Genomic DNA, 1,744 nt, shown 5'->3' with positions numbered 1-1,744 from the left:
TCAGACACAGTGTCTTTCTTGGCTGTAGCCTTCCAGGTGGCAGTGGCAGTGGCTTCCACAGCGGCCTGAGCGGCGGCGGCAAAGCCCAGTCCTGCAACAGTCAGCGCAATCAGAGTCTTTTTCATCTTGATATTTCCTACACATTTTCTGATGGGGGCATTTGCTGCCACCCGTTTGATTTCACGCACCCAAGGTGCCTTCCATTTCAACCTTGCCGGACAGGTTCGTCCAAGCAACCTTGCCGGTTGCCAAAGCGCAGTGCTTCATCAACCAGCTCATCTTTTCGCCAGAAAAAGAAAGCAAAGATAGCGGTCAGGCCAGTTTGGATCGATTGAATGCTGTGTAGGAAAAATCTCAAAATGTGACTGTAACCAGCAACTTAAAACGAAACGTTTTCATTCGCTTATCAGTTTATTAATTTTATTATATTTTTGATTTTTATGAACTTTGGTATTTTTTTATCTAGATGGCGCGTGCTTCTGACGGTGGCCGATGAGAGTGGTTGCCATTCGGGAACTAGCGAATGAAAAATCGAGATTCAAAAGAACACATCGCTCTATAAGTTATTGATGATTTAGTATAAAAATATTAGATAACTATCGATTAGGTGCGGGGATATGATTTTTCACCTAAATTACGCAACACATTATCAACATTAAAACGCCATATGGTACGCTTGATGTTTTTATAGTTAATATAAGCAATGTTAAGTGGTATCATTGCAGGAAAGTATATGAGAAAAATATTGATAGTGGATGATCACCCAGCCATCAGGATGGCTATTCGCATCCTGTTTCAGCAAGACGATCATCATATTATTGCAGAGGTTGACAATGGCGTAGATGCTGTTTTGGTTGCACGTACAAATACCCATGACATAGTCATCCTAGATATTGTAATTCCCAGACTGGATGGTATTGAGGTAATCAAAAGAATCAAAGAAATCGATCCGGAAATTAAAATAATAATTTTTTCTGCACAAGCCACACATCATACCATTGTGCGCTGTCTGCAAGCTGGAGCGAATGGTTTTATATCCAAAACGGATGATCTTTCTTTGCTAAAAAGTGCACTAATTAAAATTAAAAAAGGTCAACTTCACTTCCCGCAAGAGGTTATTCATGGTGCTAGAAATGCTCATGCAGTCGATAAGAAAGATCTCCTTTCAGCCCTATCTAACAGAGAGATGAGTGTCTTAATGAAAATATGTCAGGGGCATACCAACAAACAAATTGCAGAGAGTATGTTGCTTAGTGAAAAAACAGTCAGTACGTACAAAACTCGGTTGATGCAGAAACTGAATGTGACCAATATGGTTGACCTGATTAGCCTGGCCAAGCGCCAAGAGTTACTGTGAATATGAAAGCATCATACGTAGCCGCTCTGGCCTTATTATGCGCATTTTTTGCCTCAGCAAGTCATGTTGAGTCGCCATTCTTGCATGTGTATTCGCGAAATGACAGTGAATATATTGATAAAAATTTTTTGCCATTACATGTGGAAGAATGGCTTTGGTTGCGAAATAAGGGGCGCTTGGTGCTCGGAGTCCCAATGCCTGATAATCCTCCTATGGATATTACACTACGCGCTAATGCATACGAAGGAGTTACCGCTGACATTGTTGGAATGTTGAGCCATTTGTTGCGTATCGAGATCGTTGTGAAAAATATACCATCTCGCGCTGAAGCTATTGAGGCGCTGAAACGTGGAGAGATCGACTTCTTAAGCACGTCTAATGCCTATG

Annotated in this window: 1 protein-coding gene and 2 pseudogenes; 2 read left to right on the top strand and 1 reads right to left on the bottom strand. The window is 41.4% G+C overall.

Annotated features, from left to right (window positions below; genetic code table 11):
• Nucleotides 1-125: pseudogene (locus G5154_RS21050) on the bottom strand (fimbrial protein); the annotation flags it as partial.
• Nucleotides 126-733: 608 nt separating this feature from the next.
• Between G5154_RS21050 and G5154_RS21045 the strand changes: the two are divergent.
• Nucleotides 734-1,357: a response regulator gene (locus G5154_RS21045; protein ID WP_421251636.1), complete on the top strand. Its 624-nt coding sequence runs from the start codon at nucleotides 734-736 to the stop codon at nucleotides 1,355-1,357.
• A 2-nt stretch (nucleotides 1,358-1,359) separates the two neighbouring features.
• Nucleotides 1,360-1,744 (top strand): annotated as a pseudogene (locus tag G5154_RS21040) (histidine kinase); the annotation flags it as partial.

This window comes from Aeromonas sp. 600527 (assembly GCF_049175415.1).
Lineage (GTDB): Bacteria > Pseudomonadota > Gammaproteobacteria > Enterobacterales > Aeromonadaceae > Aeromonas > Aeromonas veronii_A.
Note: the sequence above shows the minus strand (reverse complement) of the source record. Positions and strands in the feature narration are given on the sequence as shown.